The organism is Bartonella quintana, from assembly GCF_009936175.1.
In the GTDB taxonomy this organism is placed as follows: Bacteria; Pseudomonadota; Alphaproteobacteria; order Rhizobiales; family Rhizobiaceae; genus Bartonella; species Bartonella quintana.
The window spans coordinates 570,377-587,977 of the sequence record NZ_AP019773.1 but is presented as its reverse complement, the minus strand read 5'-3'; the positions used below and the strand labels follow the sequence as shown (position 1 = coordinate 587,977).

23 protein-coding genes are annotated in these 17,601 nt (G+C 40.4%); all 23 read right to left on the bottom strand.

The annotated features are described in order from the left end of the window. Positions 1 to 31: 31 nt before the first annotated feature. Entirely contained in the window at positions 32 to 2,698 is a 2,667-nt protein-coding gene (gene alaS, locus MF1_RS02335; protein WP_161510370.1) for an alanine--tRNA ligase, read from the bottom strand. Between the two features lie 210 nt (positions 2,699 to 2,908). Beyond that, entirely contained in the window at positions 2,909 to 3,952 is a 1,044-nt protein-coding gene (gene recA, locus MF1_RS02330) for a recombinase RecA (protein WP_014924211.1), read from the bottom strand. Between the two features lie 609 nt (positions 3,953 to 4,561). Further along, complete coding sequence (locus MF1_RS02325; RefSeq protein WP_014924212.1) at positions 4,562 to 5,881, bottom strand: replication-associated recombination protein A; 1,320 nt, start codon at positions 5,879 to 5,881, stop codon at positions 4,562 to 4,564. An 8-nt stretch (positions 5,882 to 5,889) separates the two neighbouring features. Further along, positions 5,890 to 7,284 (bottom strand): DegQ family serine endoprotease, encoded by a 1,395-nt coding sequence (locus MF1_RS02320; RefSeq protein WP_161510369.1) that lies wholly within the window; start codon positions 7,282 to 7,284, stop codon positions 5,890 to 5,892. Between the two features lie 267 nt (positions 7,285 to 7,551). Further along, positions 7,552 to 7,983, bottom strand: coding sequence for a 50S ribosomal protein L17 (gene rplQ, locus MF1_RS02315; RefSeq protein ID WP_161510368.1), 432 nt, complete (start codon positions 7,981 to 7,983; stop codon positions 7,552 to 7,554). 24 nt (positions 7,984 to 8,007) lie between these two features. After that, positions 8,008 to 9,021, bottom strand: coding sequence for a DNA-directed RNA polymerase subunit alpha (locus MF1_RS02310; RefSeq protein ID WP_161510367.1), 1,014 nt, complete (start codon positions 9,019 to 9,021; stop codon positions 8,008 to 8,010). Positions 9,022 to 9,114: 93 nt separating this feature from the next. Next, positions 9,115 to 9,504, bottom strand: coding sequence for a 30S ribosomal protein S11 (gene rpsK / locus MF1_RS02305; RefSeq protein ID WP_014924216.1), 390 nt, complete (start codon positions 9,502 to 9,504; stop codon positions 9,115 to 9,117). A 123-nt stretch (positions 9,505 to 9,627) separates the two neighbouring features. Then, positions 9,628 to 9,996: a 30S ribosomal protein S13 gene (gene rpsM / locus MF1_RS02300; protein WP_161510366.1), complete on the bottom strand. Its 369-nt coding sequence runs from the start codon at positions 9,994 to 9,996 to the stop codon at positions 9,628 to 9,630. Positions 9,997 to 10,176: 180 nt separating this feature from the next. After that, positions 10,177 to 10,755, bottom strand: coding sequence for an adenylate kinase (locus tag MF1_RS02295; RefSeq protein ID WP_011179532.1), 579 nt, complete (start codon positions 10,753 to 10,755; stop codon positions 10,177 to 10,179). Then, positions 10,752 to 12,098: a preprotein translocase subunit SecY gene (secY, locus tag MF1_RS02290; RefSeq protein ID WP_014924218.1), complete on the bottom strand. Its 1,347-nt coding sequence runs from the start codon at positions 12,096 to 12,098 to the stop codon at positions 10,752 to 10,754. Before secY ends, MF1_RS02295 begins: the two co-directional genes overlap by 4 nt. Before the next feature lie 132 nt (positions 12,099 to 12,230). Further along, positions 12,231 to 12,695, bottom strand: a complete 465-nt coding sequence (gene rplO / locus MF1_RS02285) for a 50S ribosomal protein L15 (RefSeq protein WP_011179534.1) — start codon at positions 12,693 to 12,695, stop codon at positions 12,231 to 12,233. 19 nt (positions 12,696 to 12,714) lie between these two features. Beyond that, the gene (gene rpmD, locus MF1_RS02280) at positions 12,715 to 12,921 is read right to left on the bottom strand and encodes a 50S ribosomal protein L30 (protein ID WP_014924219.1); all 207 of its coding nucleotides are present in this window, start codon (positions 12,919 to 12,921) and stop codon (positions 12,715 to 12,717) included. Positions 12,922 to 12,952: 31 nt separating this feature from the next. Next, a complete protein-coding gene (rpsE, locus tag MF1_RS02275; RefSeq protein WP_161510365.1) occupies positions 12,953 to 13,501 on the bottom strand; it encodes a 30S ribosomal protein S5 in 549 nt (182 codons plus the stop codon). Between the two features lie 113 nt (positions 13,502 to 13,614). Next, complete coding sequence (gene rplR / locus MF1_RS02270) at positions 13,615 to 13,977, bottom strand: 50S ribosomal protein L18 (RefSeq protein ID WP_011179537.1); 363 nt, start codon at positions 13,975 to 13,977, stop codon at positions 13,615 to 13,617. 12 nt (positions 13,978 to 13,989) lie between these two features. Further along, positions 13,990 to 14,523 carry a 50S ribosomal protein L6 gene (gene rplF / locus MF1_RS02265; protein WP_014924220.1) on the bottom strand — a complete coding sequence of 178 codons (534 nt, stop codon included), beginning with the start codon at positions 14,521 to 14,523 and terminating at the stop codon, positions 13,990 to 13,992. Between the two features lie 38 nt (positions 14,524 to 14,561). Then, entirely contained in the window at positions 14,562 to 14,960 is a 399-nt protein-coding gene (gene rpsH, locus MF1_RS02260) for a 30S ribosomal protein S8 (RefSeq protein ID WP_034449391.1), read from the bottom strand. 14 nt (positions 14,961 to 14,974) lie between these two features. Further along, positions 14,975 to 15,280: a 30S ribosomal protein S14 gene (rpsN, locus tag MF1_RS02255; protein WP_014924222.1), complete on the bottom strand. Its 306-nt coding sequence runs from the start codon at positions 15,278 to 15,280 to the stop codon at positions 14,975 to 14,977. Between the two features lie 24 nt (positions 15,281 to 15,304). After that, positions 15,305 to 15,862: a 50S ribosomal protein L5 gene (rplE, locus tag MF1_RS02250; RefSeq protein ID WP_161510364.1), complete on the bottom strand. Its 558-nt coding sequence runs from the start codon at positions 15,860 to 15,862 to the stop codon at positions 15,305 to 15,307. After that, positions 15,855 to 16,169 carry a 50S ribosomal protein L24 gene (gene rplX / locus MF1_RS02245; RefSeq protein ID WP_011179542.1) on the bottom strand — a complete coding sequence of 105 codons (315 nt, stop codon included), beginning with the start codon at positions 16,167 to 16,169 and terminating at the stop codon, positions 15,855 to 15,857. Before rplX ends, rplE begins: the two co-directional genes overlap by 8 nt. Positions 16,170 to 16,181: 12 nt before the next feature. Then, positions 16,182 to 16,550 (bottom strand): 50S ribosomal protein L14, encoded by a 369-nt coding sequence (gene rplN, locus MF1_RS02240; protein WP_004855715.1) that lies wholly within the window; start codon positions 16,548 to 16,550, stop codon positions 16,182 to 16,184. A gap of 146 nt (positions 16,551 to 16,696) precedes the next feature. After that, positions 16,697 to 16,936, bottom strand: coding sequence for a 30S ribosomal protein S17 (gene rpsQ / locus MF1_RS02235; protein WP_034449396.1), 240 nt, complete (start codon positions 16,934 to 16,936; stop codon positions 16,697 to 16,699). An 11-nt stretch (positions 16,937 to 16,947) separates the two neighbouring features. Further along, positions 16,948 to 17,148, bottom strand: coding sequence for a 50S ribosomal protein L29 (gene rpmC / locus MF1_RS02230; protein WP_011179544.1), 201 nt, complete (start codon positions 17,146 to 17,148; stop codon positions 16,948 to 16,950). Positions 17,149 to 17,160: 12 nt separating this feature from the next. Then, positions 17,161 to 17,574 carry a 50S ribosomal protein L16 gene (gene rplP, locus MF1_RS02225; protein ID WP_011179545.1) on the bottom strand — a complete coding sequence of 138 codons (414 nt, stop codon included), beginning with the start codon at positions 17,572 to 17,574 and terminating at the stop codon, positions 17,161 to 17,163. Positions 17,575 to 17,601: the final 27 nt, after the last annotated feature.

The window sequence follows — 17,601 nt, the reverse complement described above, 5'->3', positions numbered from 1 at the left end:
TAAAAAACAAGAATAAAGAGAAAATTAGTCTTCAAATTTTTTCAAGAGAAGCTTTTAACGCTGCAAGTGCACCAACAGCTTTATCCCCTTCAGGACCACCAGACTGTGCCATATTAGGACGACCACCACCACCTTTACCACCAAGAACATCTGAAAGAATATGAATGAGATCAACAGCATTTAATTTATCCGTTAAATCATCTGTAACCCCAACAACGGCACTCCCTTTACCATTCTCTGCAACACTTATGACGGCAACGACTCCAGATCCAATTTGTTTTTTTCCATCATCCACTAATGCTTTAAGATCCCGTGGTAAAATATTTCTAACAACACGTCCCATAAAGGAAATACCATTGATGATTGTAATATCTTCTTGATTATTCTTTATCGTATTACCACTCAATATAATTTTCTTGCGTAACTCAGTACATGCTTGTGAAAGCCTATTATACTCATGCAGTAAATTACTAACACGCTCTCCCACATCAGCAGGAACAGTTTTTAAAAGGCTAGAAATTTCACGGATTCTCTCATCTTGGCGATTAAGATAAAGGCGCGCAGCTGTGCCTGTTAAAGCTTCAATACGACGCACTCCAGCCGCTACAGAATTTTCAGAAACGATATGAATTAGACCGATATCCCCTGTTCTCTCCACATGCGTGCCCCCACAAAGCTCAATTGACCAACGCTTTTTTAGTCCTTCCGGTTCAAGCGTGTTCCCCATAGAAACAACGCGAACCTCATCGCCATATTTTTCACCAAATAATGCCATCGCTCCTTCAGAAATTGCATCATCCAGAGCCATGAGATGTGTTGTTACTTCACTATTTTGCAAAACAATGTCATTTGCTAAATCCTCTATTTTCTTCAGTTCTTCTGAAGAAACGGATTTTGGATGAGAAAAATCAAAACGCAACCGATCTGGCAATACAAGAGAACCTTTTTGTGTAATATGAGGTCCCAATATTTGGCGTAAAGCTTCGTGTAATAAGTGGGTAGCAGAATGGTTCGCACGGATTTTTTGACGACGAATAACATCTACAGTTAATTCTACACACTCAAATGTCTTTGCCTGACCAGATTTAACTTCTCCAATATGGATAAAAACACCATTACTCTTTCTCTGGGTATCATGCACTTCAAAAACAAAACACCCACTAGAAATGATACCACTATCACCAATCTGCCCACCAGATTCACCATAAAAAGGTGTTTGATTAACAACAAGAATAGCTTTCTGTCCTGAAGAAATATGATCAACAACTTTACCATCACAAATAAGAGCTGTAATAATGCCTTCAGCTTTTTCTATTTCATAACCCAAAAATTCTGTAGCTCCCACTCGATCACGGATAGCAAACCAGATTGTCTCTGTTACAGCTTCACCAGAACCAGACCAATTGGCACGCGCTTCCGTTTTCTGACGTTGCATCGCTTTATCAAAAGCATCAACATCAACAGATATTCCACGACATCGAAGAGCATCCTGCGTCAAATCGAGCGGAAAACCATAGGTATCATAAAGCTTGAAAGCGATTTCACCATTAAAATGATCCCCTTCTTTAAGATTGCTACTTGCTTCGTTCAACAAACCAAGCCCTCGTTCAAGAGTTTTACGAAAACGCATCTCTTCTAACTTCAAAGTTTCTGAAATCAAAGATTCAGCACGCACCAATTCAGGATAGGCTTGTCCCATTTCGCGAACTAAAGCAGGCAAAAGACGCCACATCAATGGTTCTTTAACACCAAGAAAATGCGCATGACGCATAGCACGACGCATAATACGACGTAAAACATATCCCCTTCCTTCATTGGACGGAAGAACACCATCAGCAATCAAAAATGCACATGAGCGAAGATGATCAGAAATCACACGATGACTCGCAATAAAATCACCCGTTGCCTCAACCCCTGTTATCTCTTGTGACGCACCAATTAACGCACGAAAAAGATCAATATCGTAATTATCGTGAACACCTTGCAAAACAGCAGCAATGCGCTCTAATCCCATACCTGTATCAATAGAAGGATGAGGCAATTCAACACGCTCTTCCTTGCTTACCTGCTCATACTGCATAAAGACAAGATTCCAAATCTCAATAAAGCGATCACCACCTTCATTCGCACTGCCAGGAGGTCCTCCCCAAATTTCATCACCATGATCATAAAAAATCTCGGAACAAGGACCACAAGGTCCTGTCTCCCCCATCGCCCAAAAATTATCAACTGTCGCAATACGGACAATTTTTTCGTCTGAAAGATTTGAAATTTTACGCCACAGTTCAGCAGCGACATCATCACTATGATAAACTGTCACCAACAATTTATCCTTTGGAAGACAAAATTCTTTCGTTAAAAGATTCCATGACAAAAAAATCGCTTCTTCTTTGAAATAATCACTGAAAGAAAAATTACCCAACATTTCAAAAAATGTATGATGGCGTGCCGTATAGCCAACATTATCAAGATCATTATGCTTTCCCCCCACACGGACACATTTTTGTGCAGTTGTTGCCTGTTTACAAGGACGCTGTTCAAGTCCAGTAAAAACATTTTTAAACTGCACCATTCCTGCATTTGTAAACATGAGTGTGGGATCGTTACGTGGAACAAGTGGGCTAGAAGAAAGAACTTTATGCCCATTAAGATGAAAATAATCCAAGAAAGTTGACCGGATACTATTAACACTATTCATATTGACACCTGCAGAGTAAAGTATAAAACTATAGAAGCAAAATCACCTCTCATTAAATATCTTCTGTGCCGCACGTGGAGTCAATTTAATCAAAAAGTGAAATGTTTTTTCAAAAAGGTTGAGAAGTAAGCGGTTTTATATTTAAAAACTCTAACAAATAAAAACAGAAAAAATTTCAAATGAAGGAATTACATCCAAACAAATACGCCATCAAATTGCTTCATCGCTTTCTGTATTTTCTGATCCTGCATTTTCTAACAACTCAATCGCAATCAAACCAGCATTTTGACGCAAAGCCGTTTCGATCTCTGTTGCTATCTCTGCGTGTTCGCGTAAAAACTGCTTCGCATTTTCTCGCCCTTGTCCTAAACGCTGAGAATTATAAGAGAACCACGAACCTGACTTTTCCACAATGCCAACTTTGACACCTAAATCAATCAACTCACCTAATTTAGAAATACCTTCACCATAAATAATGTCAAACTCAACCTGTTTAAATGGAGGCGCCAATTTATTTTTGACCACTTTAACACGTGTCTGGTTACCAACAATCATATCCCGATCTTTAATGGAGCCAACGCGGCGAATGTCCAAACGAACAGAAGCATAAAACTTTAAAGCGTTTCCGCCTGTTGTCGTTTCAGGAGAACCAAACATCACCCCAATTTTCATACGAATTTGGTTAATAAAGATCACCATACAGTTAGAGCGGAAAATCGATGCGGTTAATTTTCGCAAAGCTTTGCTCATCAACCGAGCTTGCAATCCGGGCAAAGCATCACCCATTTCACCATCAATTTCCGCACGCGGCGTCAAAGCGGCTACGGAATCAACAACGAGTACATCAACTGCACCAGAACGAACAAGTGTCTCGGTAATTTCCAATGCCTGTTCACCGGTATCTGGCTGAGAAATGAACAAGTTCTCTAAATCAACACCAAGTTTACGCGCATAAATAGGATCAAGAGCGTGCTCCGCATCAATAAAAGCGCAAACCCCACCATTTTTTTGTGCTTCAGCAATAGCATGAAGAGCTAATGTTGTTTTTCCAGAACTTTCTGGTCCATAAATTTCAACAATACGCCCCTTCGGTAATCCACCAACACCCAAAGCAATATCCAAAGATAATGAACCAGTTGGGATTGTTTCAATTTCAACAACCTGCTCTTTTTGCCCAAGACGCATAATTGAGCCTTTACCAAAAGAACGTTCAATTTGTGAGAGAGCAGCATCGAGAGCTTTTGTTTTATCCACGATTATATCCTTAACTGACCACAATAATCTAATTCCACTGTACACTGTTATTTTAACTTAACTAAAGTCTTGAGTTTAGATTTTCACAGACTATTTTCATTCCTATTCCTACATTATGTCTAAGATAGCCCATTCTCATGATAAAAAAGTTGCTGTTCCTTACCTTATCACACAAAATACACTTCAATAAAACACCTCCCTACAAAGGAGAGAAATTCGATATACTTATATCTTTCCTCTCGAAAAGAAACAATTTAATTTTAACACGATGCTTTATACATAGTCCTTTTGATAAGTATTTAAAAGAACACGCCCCTTCATTCATCCTCCGCTATTGAGGAGGAAAAATTCAACACAATCAAAACCATACTACACCGCATGCAACTGCGGAAACTATAAATACAGAGCAGCCCACGCGGATTACAGCTGGATAAATATTGCTTAAAATTGCATTTTGCGTATATGAATATTTGGTTATATAAAAAGGAAAATTTTTTGCTTTACGAAAAATAATACTCGTTTTAGACATAACTAAGATCGTTAGGATTACAACCCTATAACGGATGTAATCAGTTTAGGGACATAAAAAAGACTGTCTCCATTAAAATTTCACTTTTGATTGCCTCGCTTTTTGCGCAATTGCTTCCACCACTCAAGACGCTTCGCAATCTCACGTTCAAAACCCCGTTCTCGTGGTTGATAATAGATCTGCTGCCCAAGCTGTTCAGGAAAATATTCTTGTCCTGAAAAAGCATCTGGTTCATCATGATCATAGCGATAACCATGCCCATACCCTTCTTCTTTCATAAATTTTGTAGGCGCATTAAGGATATGCCTAGGAGGAGGAAAAGAACCATTTTTACGTGCACTATGCATAGCTGCCTTATACGCGAGATATGTTGCATTTGATTTTGGTGCAGTTGCAACATAAAGACACGCTTGCGCCAAAGCCAATTCTCCCTCAGGTGATCCTAAATAATCATAAGCGTCTTTTGCCGCATTACAAATAACAAGAGCTTGCGGATCTGCTAAACCGACATCTTCAACAGCCATACGAACCAATCTTCGCCCAATGTATAAAGGATCTTCCCCCGCGTCAAACATACGTGCTAAGTAATAAAGAGCAGCATCAGGATCAGATCCACGAACGGATTTATGCAAGGCTGAAATGAGATTATAATGACCATCTCGCCCCTTATCATAAATTGGAGCACGACGCTGAATAATTTTTTGCAAGGTACCAGCATCGAATATCTCACCCGGCTGTGCAACAGACCAAACTTCCTCTGCCAATGTTAACGCTGCCCGTGCATCACCGTCAGACATTCCTATTAACACATCTCTGGCATCATCATCCAAGGGAAGAATCTTTCCTTCTACTTTTTCAGCGCGTTTCAAAAGCATACTCAAACTTTCATTGTCATGTGGAAGAAATGTCAAAACACGTGCGCGAGAAAGAAGTGCAGCATTAAGTTCAAATGAAGGGTTTTCTGTCGTTGCACCAATAAGAATTACAGTACCATCCTCCATAAACGGAAGAAAACTATCCTGTTGCGCACGATTAAAGCGATGAATTTCATCGACAAACAAAAGCATTTTACATCCAGACATAAAACGCGCTTGAGCAACTTCAAAAATTTTCTTAAGCTCAGAAACCCCAGTGAAAATAGCAGAAACTTGCTCAAAAGCGAATTTTTTTTCAAGTGCTAACAAACGTGCAACTGTCGTTTTTCCTGTTCCTGGAGGCCCCCAGAAAATCATCGAACCAATTGAGCCAGCCACCACCATGCGTGAAAGCAAACCTTTCTCTCCAAGCAGATGATTTTGTCCCGTTACATCTTTAAGAGAGCGAGGGCGCATTCTTTCTGGAAGCGGCCGTTTTTTATTAACCTGAAGATCAAAAGACGAAGTAAAAAAATCCTTACTCAAAAAAAACCTCAGCGAATAAATTGACGAATGTACATACCATCACGTTCATATTCCAATTGCCAAATACGCGAACGACCTTGCATAAGGACCTTTTTTAACTGATTGACTGTTAGAATTTTATGGCCATTCACAACACGCAAAATATCTCCAGGACGAAAAATCCCAGCAGCATTGCTCATTTCATCAAGATTGGTAATCACAACACCTTTTGCAGATTTAGGAAGATGAAAACGTCGACTATTTTGCGGTGTTAAATCCAATACTTCAGCACCAGAAAGAGGACTTTCATCAATAATTTTTTCAGATTTTAAAAATGCAGATTCCGGTATTGATGAAACGGTTATTTTCGTTTGGAAAGTTTTTCCACTTCGTAAATATTCTAAAACAAGACTGTGCCCAATACCAGCTGTCATCAAGCGATATCCAAGACTGTCTGGACTATCAACGCGCATTCCTTGCACACCCAAAATAACATCGCCTACTTTCAAACCAGCTTTTGCAGCCGGACTGTCTTTCATAATTTCAATAACAAGAGCACCATAAGGACGTTCTAGACCTAAACCACCTGCAATATCAGGTGTAACATTTTGGAAAGACGCACCAATATAAGGTGGTACAAAATATTTCCCACCGCGTCTCACAGTATCAAGCATCACTTTCACAAGATTCGCCGGAATAGCAAAACCAATCCCTACAGAACCACCTGAGCGCGAATAAATAGCTGTATTAATCCCGATTAATTGTCCTTTCATATCAATCAAAGCTCCACCAGAATTCCCTGGATTAATGGCAGCATCTGTTTGAATAAAAAAGTCAAAATCAGAAATACCAACACGTGTACGCGCTTGCGCTGAAACAATACCACTTGTAACTGTTTGTCCAACACCAAAAGGATTACCAATTGCAAGAACAAGATCACCAACTTCAACTGTATCAGAATCTCCCAAAGGAAGAATAGGAAATTGAGCACCCTTTGCATCAATTTCAAGCACTGCAATATCAGTTGCTTCATCTTTTAGCATGATTTTACTCTCAAACTCTCGCCCGTCAGAAAGAGCAACTTTAATTTCGTTTGCATCTTTAATGACATGGTAATTTGTAACGATCAAACCACGTGCATCAACAATTACCCCAGACCCCAATGACGACTGCTTACGTAAAGGTCGGTTATTTTGATAACGACCAAAAAATTGTTCAAAAAAAGGATCTCCCTCAAAAGGTGAACGTGCTCTAATTTGCCGAGCTGCATAAATATTCACAACAGACGGAATAGTCTTTTTAACTAAAGGAGCAAATGAAAGAGTGATTTCTTTTCGCGTTTGCGGAATTTGGGCATATACACAATGAAACGATATTTGTGCCATAATTGCAAAAAAAAGTCCCAACACAAAAAAATGCCTCATGACTCGCGCTCCTTAAAAAAAACTAACCTACTCTAATAAAGAGGATAAGATCCTCCCTCATTCTCCATAAGCTAAGCATTTACATTAATATTTATAATTAAGAATAAAAACAACCTATCTGAATAACAAATATTATAAAAATAAAATAATTCAATATCTTGTGACACTATTTCCATATTTATCTCTTGAATAAAACTGGCTGTAAAATGCACATAAAAAAAACCGTCCTGGAAAGACGGCCTTCAAAAATCCAAAAGAAAGAATACCTTATAAAGAAGAAGCTTCTTTTTCATTTGCAGCGCTCTCTGCGCGCGCACGGTCTACAGCACCCTTCGCATCAACATCACGATCAACAAACTCTATAACAGCCATAGGTGCATTATCACCAGTACGAAATCCCGCTTTTATAATACGCAAATATCCACCGTTGCGCGATGCATAACGCGGTGCAAGTGTATCAAATAACTTTGCAACTTTCCCTACATCACGAAGCGCTGCAATTGCTTGTCGACGTGCATGCAAACCTCCACGCTTACCAAGCGTAACCAACTTTTCAACAATAGGACGAATTTCCTTAGCTTTTGGAAGCGTTGTCACAATCTGCTCATGCTCGATCAGCGAAATCGCCATATTTGCAAACATCGCTTTACGGTGACTGGCAGTCCGGTTCAACTTGCGACCTGACTTACTATGGCGCATAAACCTTCTCCTTAAATTCTAATTTTAATACTGATCTTCATAGCGTTTAGCAAGATCATCAATGTTTTCAGGTGGCCACGTAGGAATTTCCATACCGAGATGCAATCCCATACATGCCAAAACCTCTTTAATTTCATTTAACGATTTGCGCCCAAAATTTGGTGTACGAAGCATTTCAGATTCTGTTTTTTGAATAAGATCACCAATATAAACAATATTATCATTCTTAAGACAATTGGCCGAACGAACTGAAAGTTCTAACTCATCCACTTTTTTGAGAAGCGCAGGGTTAAAAGCAAGCTCTGAATCAGACTCGTCAACAATTTCTTTCTGTGGCTCTTCAAAATTGACAAACAACGATAATTGATCCTGGAGAATACGCGCTGCAAAGGCAACAGCATCTTCTCCATTAACAGCACCATTGGTTTCAATAGTTAGCGTTAACTTATCATAATCCAGAACTTGACCTTCACGTGTATTCTCTACTTTATAAGATACTTTACGAATTGGAGAATAAAGACTGTCAACTGGAATAAGACCGATTCGCCCATCATCAACACAATTACGATCAGAGGGAATATAACCTTTCCCTGTATTGATAATAAATTCCATACGAATCTCAGCACCTTCATCAAGAGTACAGATAACATGCTCTGGATTGAGAATTTCCATATCACCAACAGTATTGATATCCCCAGCTCTTACAACACCAGGGCCCTCTTTACAAACAACGACACGTTTAGGCCCCTCTTCTTGCATACGAAGTGCAATTTCTTTGATATTTAGAATAATATCTGTAACATCCTCACGAACACCCGGAATTGATGAAAATTCGTGTAATACACCATCAATCTGCACAGCAGTAATTGCAGCACCACGAAGCGATGACAACAATACACGACGAAGCGCATTCCCTAACGTTAAGCCAAAACCACGCTCAAGAGGCTCCACAATCACACTCGAAATGTTCGGATTATCATGTGTACAAAACTCAACCTTATTGGGTTTAATGAGTTCCTGCCAGTTTTTCTGGATCATATTTTTATTCCCGTTCTTTAGTTCCGCTACCATTCATCGTAACGGCCAATGTGAACATCAGAGAAGCCTCCGACAATGAAAAACAACACCCAATTAAACACGTCGCCTTTTCCGTGGACGACATCCATTATGAGGAATTGGCGTTACATCACGAATAGAAGTAATAACAAAACCAACAGACTGTAACGCACGTAGAGCAGATTCACGACCTGCCCCAGGACCACAAACCTCAACTTCTAATGAACGCATACCATGTTCCTGCGCTTTTCTAGCACAATCTTCCGCGGCAACCTGAGCTGCAAAAGGGGTAGATTTACGTGATCCTTTAAAACCCTGAGCACCAGCAGACGACCACGCAATCGCATTTCCCTGAGCATCAGTAATAGTAACCATTGTATTGTTAAATGTTGAATTGATATGCACAACACCGGATAAAATATTTTTGCGCTCGCGACGACGCACACGTGTGGCTTGCTTGGCCATAGTTTTCCTTTCAACGATCTCCTCACTGCCGTAACATCAGCAGTTACACCTACTTTCCTCTTGCTAATCAACTGCAACAAGAAATAGAATATCTAAAAAAATAACAGTCTTTTTTAAAGACTATTATTTTTTCTTACCGGCAATTGCCTTAGCTGGCCCTTTACGCGTACGTGCGTTTGTATGTGTACGCTGACCACGAACAGGTAAAGAACGGCGATGACGTAATCCTCGATAGCAACCAAGATCCATCAAACGCTTAACATTCACCGCAACCTCGCGGCGAAGATCGCCTTCAACTTTATAACCTTGATCTATCGCCTCACGAATCTGCAATACTTCCGCATCGGAAAGTTCACACACACGACGTGCCACTGGAATACCAACCTTTTTAGTAATTTCTTGAGCAAATCTTGGTCCAATCCCGTGGATATACTGAAGCGCAATAACCACACGCTTATTTGTCGGGATATTGACGCCAGCAATACGAGCCACGCCTATTCTCCTTGGTTATGTTGATAATTAACCATAAAATACCTGATGTACCTTATAGAAAAAACTGATCCGGCATAAATATTCTCCGAATCCGATTATTTTACTGAAATAAATTAAAAGAGTTTTTGATAGATTTCACCGCAAAAGTCAACTCTTTTCATTTATTTCTAAAAAAAATCCTTATTTAAAAAACCCTCTAATCACCCGTGATACCTCAGTAACAGCCATCATGCCATCAACAACCTTTAACAATCCCCTCTCTGAATAAAATTTCGATAAAGGTGCTGTTTTCTCACGGTATTCCACTAATCGTTTTGCAAAAGCAACATGATTATCATCAGAGCGGACCTGCCCACCCACAGCTATTGTTTCCTGAACACGTTTCTTCATTCGCTCAATCAACGCATTTTCATCAACAATCAGCTCAATAACAGCGTCAAGCTGCATATTTTTTGACTGTAAAATCTGTTGCAAAACCTCTGCCTGCCCTACAGTGCGCGGATACCCATCCAAGACAAAACCGTTTATGCAATCGCTTTCATTAATCCGATTCGATACAATTTGATTAACAATGCTATCAGAGACCAAAGCACCTGCATTTATAATAGCTTTAGCTTTTCTGCCAACTTCCGTTTCTCTGCTAATAACTTCACGCAACATATCGCCTGTTGATAACTGAGGGATACGATATTCCTCAGTCAACATCCTAGCTTGTGTACCTTTTCCAGATCCAGGAGGCCCTAAAAAAACAACTCTCATCGGTTCCTTTTACCTCCACGAAGTTTTGACTTTTTAATCAAACCTTCATATTGGTGTGCAACAAGATGCCCTTGAATTTGAGCAACTGTATCAAGCGTAACAGTAACAACAATCAACAAAGAAGTCCCCCCAAGATAAAAAGGAACCTGTAATGCCGATATGATAAATTCAGGTAACAAACAAACCAAAATAATATAAATCGCTCCTACAACAGTAATACGCGTTAAAACATAATCAATATATTCAGCTGTGCGCTCCCCAGGGCGAATCCCTGGAATAAAGCCAGAATGCTTCTTTAACTGATCTGCTGTATCGTTTGGATTAAACACAATGGCGGTATAAAAAAAGCAAAAAAACGCCATCAAAATGGCATAGATAATCATATAAAGTGGCTGCCCATGACCAAGAGAATAAGAAACAGCCTGAACCCATTGCGGCATTTTATCAGAAAAATTATTAACAGTTGCAGGTAACAATAACAAAGATGAAGCAAAAATTGGTGGAATAACACCAGCGGTATTCAGTTTTAAAGGAAGATGTGACATATCACCTTGAAATATCTGGTTACCAACCTGACGTTTGGGATACTGAATAAGGATGCGCCGTTGTGCACGTTCTACAAAGACAATAACTGCGATAACAGAAATCGCAATAAGAACGATTATTGTTAACAAAAAAGTTGATAAATCAGCTTGGCTATGAGCAGTCAAAAGTTGAGCAAAAGTAGAAGGAAGATTAGCCACAATACCTGTAAAAATAATAAGAGAAACCCCATTACCAACACCGCGTGACGTGATTTGTTCGCCAAGCCACATTAAAAACATCGTCCCACCAACAAGTGTAATAACAGAAGAAATACGGAACATGAAACCGGGCTCTACAACAATTTTAAGCCCTATTCCTATACCCGTTTCAAGAGCAACCGCGATACCAAATGCTTGCAAAACCGCCAGTACCACTGTTACGTAGCGAGTATACTGATTAATAATTTTACGACCTAATTCACCCTCTTTTTTGAGAGATTCCAACGAAGGGATAATTGAAGTTAGCAATTGTACAATAATTGACGCAGATATATAAGGCATAATCCCTAGTGCGAAAATTGCCATGCGCCCAACAGCACCTCCAGCAAACATATTAAATAACCCTAAAACACCAGATGCATGATGTTCAAATGTTTGCCGTAAAGCATCGATATTAATACCAGGAAGAGAGATATATGTACCAAAACGATACACAAGAAGTGCTCCTAGAGTAAACCAAATGCGCTTCTTTAATTCAGTTGCACGCGAAAAAGTACCGAAGCTCATATTGGAAGCAAATTGCTCTGCCGCTGATGCCATAAAACGTCTCCAGTTCTTTAACTCACAGAAGTATAACTCTAAAAATTGATACTATCATACATAATAAATTGCAAAACTTAAACACTTCTCCAAAAAAAGATATCTTCGAACGAAGCCCATCCCCTTAGATTATCATACAGCTTCAGGAACAATAACGCGACCACCAGCTTTTTCAATCTTAATACGAGCAGCTTTAGAAGTATAAGAAACATTAAACGTAATCTTTGCTTTCAATTCACCATCAGAAAGAAGACGCACTCCATCTTTCAGACGACGAATAATACCAGCCTCTTTCAGTACAATAATATCAACAGGCTTTCCAATATCTAACTTACCTGTATCAACTGCTAACTGAATACGTCCCAGCGAAACTTCGTTATAATTCTTGGCAAAAAAATTCCTAAATCCACGCTTTGGCAAACGACGATAGATAGGCATTTGCCCACCTTCAAAACCATTAAGCGAAACACCAGAACGCGACTTTTGCCCTTTAACACCGCGGCCACTAGTTTTACCAGTACCCGAACCAATACCACGCCCAACACGTTTACGATTTCTTGTTGCGCCTTTACAATTACCCAGTTCATTGAGTTTCATATTTCAACTCCCGCAACCTTTAACCTTCATCTATAACCCGAACAAGATGCCGAACCTTAGCAATCATACCCCGCACACAAAGTGTATCTTTCAAAACACGCCGACGACGCATTTTATTCAACCCAAGCCCCTTCAAGGTCGCATGCTGAATCCGTGAATTCCGAATCGGACTCCCAATTTGCTCTACCATCACAGTTTTCCCATCCTGAGATTTTCTTTGAACCATTTCTTAATTCCTTTTCTGATAATCTCAGAAATTATCCTTCCGCATCAACCAAATACTGACGACGTGCCTGCAAAATTGAATATTTAATACCGCGTTGAACCGCAATATCTCTAGGATGCATTTGATGTTTTAATGCATCAAAAGTTGCACGTACCATATTATAAGGATTGGACGACCCTAGTGATTTTGCAACAACATCCTGCATACCAAGAGTTTCAAAAATAGCACGCATCGGTCCCCCAGCAATAATACCGGTACCAGCAGAAGCTGAACGCAACAAAACACGGCCAGCTCCGTGACGACCTTCAAGATCATGATGCAATGTACGACCAGAGCGAAGTGGAACATAAATCATTCCACGCTTTGCAGCTTCTGTAGCTTTACGAACTGCCTCTGGCACTTCACGCGCTTTACCATGACCAAAACCCACACGCCCCTTTTGATCTCCAACAACAACAAGAGCAGCAAAACCAAAACGCCGACCACCCTTCACAACTTTAGCGACACGATTGATATGAACAAGCCTATCGACAAATTCACCATCACGCTCATCTCGCTCACCACGTTCTTTCTGTGCCATTCCTCATTCCTTCTTCTTTTCCGGAAGCACGTTAACAAAGTTCCATTATTAAACCAAAGGAACCCAAACGAAATACCCTAAATCTCCTTACTCAAATTCCTAAATAAGACGCTTTAGAAGTTTAACCCACCTTCACGAGCAGCTTCAGCTAAAGCTTTTACTCTACCATGGTAAACATATGCGCCACGATCAAAAACCACTTCATTAACACCAGCTTTCTTTGCACGCTCAGCAATTAATTTACCAACAGCAAAAGCAGCCTGTTTATCAGAACCACTTTTTAACGATTTTTTTAAATCCCCTTCAAGAGTAGACGCAGAAACAAGCGTACATCCACGCGAATCATCGATAATCTGAGCATAAATGTTTTGATTCGAACGATAAACACTAAGCCGCGGACGATCATGAGAAACCATTTTGATTCTACGGCGAACACGCAGTGCACGACGTTGGATAATATCCTTAGATGAAACCATGATGCAAAGTCCTTATTTCTTTTTACCTTCTTTACGAAAAATGCACTCATCTGCATGCTTAACGCCTTTGCCTTTGTAAGGCTCAGGCCTACGATATTCGCGAATCTCTGCCGCGACTTGCCCAACTTGCTGCTTATCAATTCCAGAAATAACAATTTCTGTAGGCTTAGGAACTGTTACAGTAATACCCGGTGGGACTTTATAAATCACATCATGTGAAAAACCTAATGACAACTGAACATCCTTACCCTGCAAAGCAGCACGATAACCAACACCGTTGATCTCCAGCTTCTTTTCAAAACCATTTTTCACACCACAAAAAATATTCTCAATCATTGAGCGTGACATACCCCATTTAGAGCGTGCATCTTTTGATTGATCTCGCGGCGAAACCGATATAACATTTCCCTCAAACTTGACTAAGACCTCATCATTGACGATGTAATTCAATTCACCTTTCGGACCTTTTGCCTTAACCAGCTGACCCTCAACAGTCGCAGTAACCCCCGAAGGAACTGAAATGGGCTTTTTTCCAATACGAGACATTGTTCTAACCTATTTTTCTTCTGTTTTCTTGACGTAATTTAGAAAACACGACAAAGGAGCTCTCCACCAACATTCTGTTCACGCGCCTCATGATCCGCCATGATTCCTTTAGGAGTTGATAAAATCGAAACACCAAGACCATTTGCCACTTGAGGAAGCGATTTAGCAGAAACATACACACGACGACCAGGCTTTGAAACACGTGAAAGCTCACGAATAGCAGCCAATCCTTCAAAATATTTCAACTCGATTTCAATTTCAGACTTCCCATCACCTAAATCAACTTGATTATATCCACGAATATAACCTTCCGACTGAAGAACATCAAGAACGCGCGCACGAAGCTTAGAAGCAGGCGTAACTAGTTTACCTTTTTTACGAGCAAGCGCATTACGAATACGCGTTAACATATCACCAAGAGGATCTGACATAGACATTGAGTAATCTCCTCTCACCAACTAGACTTAATAATGCCGGGAATATACCCCACAGAACCAAGTTCACGTAACGCAATCCGGGACATTTTTAATTTACGATAATAAGCCCGCGGACGTCCTGAAACTTCACAACGATTACGAACACGAACTTTTGCAGAATTACGTGGCAACTCCGCTAATTGAACAGAAGCTTTAAAACGTTCTTCAAGCGAAATTTTCTGATCCATAACTATCGCCTTCAAACGTGCACGACGCGCAGCATAACGCGTTACCATCATCTTACGACGCTTATTTTTCTCAACGGCACTTACTTTGGCCATAACCTTACCTCACTACATTTGCCGTTACGAACGAAAAGGAAAATTAAAAGCACGCAACAACTCACGTGCCTCATCATCCGTTTTTGCTGTCGTACAAACGATAATATCCATGCCCCAGATTTGATCAACTTTGTCATAGTTGATCTCGGGAAATACAATGTGCTCTTTAATACCCATAGCAAAATTGCCACGACCATCAAAGCTTTTTGGGTTTAGACCACGAAAGTCACGAACCCGTGGAAGTGCAATCGTAACAAGACGATCCAAAAACTCAAACATACGATCTCTACGCAATGTAACCTTAGCCCCAAGTGGCATCCCTTCACGAACCTTAAAGGTCGCAATAGAATTACGCGCACGAGTAACGACAGCTTTCTGACCTGTTATTAGCCCCAAATCTTCAGCAGCAAGAGATGGTCGCTTGGAATCGATAGTTGCTTCACCAATCCCCATATTAACCACAACTTTATCAACCCGTGGAATTTGCATCGTATTTTTATAATTAAACTTCTCTTGAAGCGTTTTACGAACCACTTCAAAATAATGCGTTTTCATGCGCGGGGTTTGTTTTTCCTCAGCCATTAATCAACTCTCCCGAACGCTTGGCAAAACGAACCTTATTACCATCTACATTCATACGAAACCCCACACGTGTAGGCTTACCATCTTTAGGATCAGCAATCGCCAAATTAGACAAATGAATCGGAGCCTCTTTAGAAACAATTCCGGCTTCTTGCTTTTGCGTCTGACGCTGATGTCGTTTAACCATATTAACGCCACGAACAAAAGCTTTATTTTCCTTTGGATTCACTTTAATCACTTCACCACTACATCCTTTATCCTTACCGGATAAAACAACAACCTTATCACCTTTTCGAATCTTTTGCATTACATCTGCTCCTTACAATACTTCAGGAGCGAGCGAGATGATCTTCATATGATTCCTACCACGAAGTTCGCGAGGAACTGGACCAAAGATACGTGTACCGATCGGCTCTTTCTTATTATCCACTAAAACAGCAGCATTACTATCAAAACGAATGACACTACCGTCTGCGCGACGAATATCCTTAGCAGTACGAACTACTACAGCTTTCATCACATCACCTTTTTTAACACGGCCACGAGGAATAGCATCCTTGACCGAAACAACAATAATGTCGCCGACCGAAGCATATTTACGCTTTGAACCGCCTAACACCTTGATGCACATAACACGACGGGCACCGGAATTATCGGCAACGTCGAGGTTCGTTTGCATCTGAATCATGACTGGCCACCTTCTCTTAACGTTTATATCCGGTCGTGCCTTTAACACACCCGGATTTGCCTGCCAAAAACGATAAAGCTATTGCCTTAAAATCTATTAACGAAAATAAATCCATTGTTAAATTTTACAACAATAAACCTAGTTAACTACGCCACACTGTCTCTAACAACAATCCAACGCTTATCTTTCGAAATGGGTTTAGATTCCTGAATAGAAATCTGATCCCCAATCTTGAACTGGTTGTTCTCATCATGCGCCTTATACTTTTTAGACTGTCTAACAGTTTTCTTGAGAAGTGGATGAGAATAACGACGCTCCACCTTGACAACCACAGTCTTATCGCTTTTGTCGCTCACGACAACACCCTGCAAAATGCGTTTAGGCATCTCTTATTTCCTTAAACTTTACTTTCTTTTATCTTCTGACGAAGAAAAGTTTTAACACGCGCAATATCACGACGAACCTGCCTAACACGTGCAGCCTTTTCCAATTGGCCCGTCGCCTTTTGAAAGCGCAAATTAAACTGCTCTTTCTTTAACTTTGCCAATTCATCTTTCATTTGGTCGAGTGTTTGCGCCCGTAATTCTCTGGCTCTCATCGCTTAACCTCTTTATTCAGCAAGACGCTGGATGAACCGCGTCTTAATAGGCAATTTTGCAGCACCTAATCTCAGTGCTTCACGTGCCACATCTTCAAGAACCCCATCAATTTCAAATATGATTCGCCCAGGTGCAACACGAGCCGCCCAGTACTCCACACCCCCTTTACCTTTACCCATACGAACTTCGGTCGGTTTAGATGTAACCGGAAGATCCGGAAAAATACGAATCCAGACACGACCAGAACGTTTCATATAACGTGTAATCGCACGACGCGCCGCTTCAATTTGGCGAGCAGTAATCCGCTCCGGCTCAACAGCTTTCAAACCATAAGCACCGAAATTTAGATCCGTACCACCTTTCGAAACACCGTGAATACGACCTTTGAATTGTTTACGGAACCTTGTGCGCTTTGGCTGCAACATTGCTCTCTACTCCAAAATTCAGTTCAA